This window comes from uncultured Shewanella sp. (genome assembly GCF_947495455.1).
In the GTDB taxonomy this organism is placed as follows: Bacteria; Pseudomonadota; Gammaproteobacteria; order Enterobacterales; family Shewanellaceae; genus Shewanella.
In genome coordinates this window covers 1-589 of the sequence record NZ_CANLZC010000247.1, presented here as the reverse complement: position 1 = coordinate 589, position 589 = coordinate 1, and the positions used below count along the sequence as shown (strand labels likewise).

Sequence of the window (589 nt, the reverse complement as noted above, 5' to 3'; positions counted from 1 at the left end):
AGACTGTATAATCAGTTTCATATCAATATAGGTGACACAATGACGAAAAGAAAAGGTCCTAATTTTACCCCTGAGTTTAGACTTGAAGCAGCACAATTAGTGTTAGAGCAAGGTTACTCAGTAAAAGAAGCAGCGGAAGCCATGAATGTTGGAAAGTCAACGATGAGTGGCTGGGTAAAACAACTTAGAAATGAATATGATGGTGTAAAACCTAAAGCAACCCCCATGACCGAAGATAAACTTAAAATCCGTGAGTTAGAGAAACGTATTCAACGTATTGAAATGGAAAAGGATATCCTAAAAAAGGCTACAGCTCTTTTGATGTCGGATTCAGTCAACACTGTTCGTTAGTTGATGAATTAAAAGGTTATTACCCAGTAACTGTTCTTTGTGATGTCTTTGATATTCATCGTAGTAGTTACAAATACTGGGTAAAGCGCCCTAAAACACCATCAAAAGAGCATGTGGCGCTTATCAATGAAGTAGAAGCTGCACACGAAATGAGTGGTGGCTCAGCGGGAGCAAGAACCATTGCTGATATTGTGAGAGCGAATGGGACAGAGCTAAGCCGATATAGAGCCAGTAAGAT

Annotated in this window: 1 protein-coding gene; it reads left to right on the top strand. The window is 39.6% G+C overall.

What is annotated here, in order from left to right:
- A partial coding sequence (locus tag Q0791_RS24975; RefSeq protein WP_299011963.1) for a transposase occupies positions 1–351 on the top strand: 351 nt, incomplete at its 5' end.
- Positions 352–589: the final 238 nt, after the last annotated feature.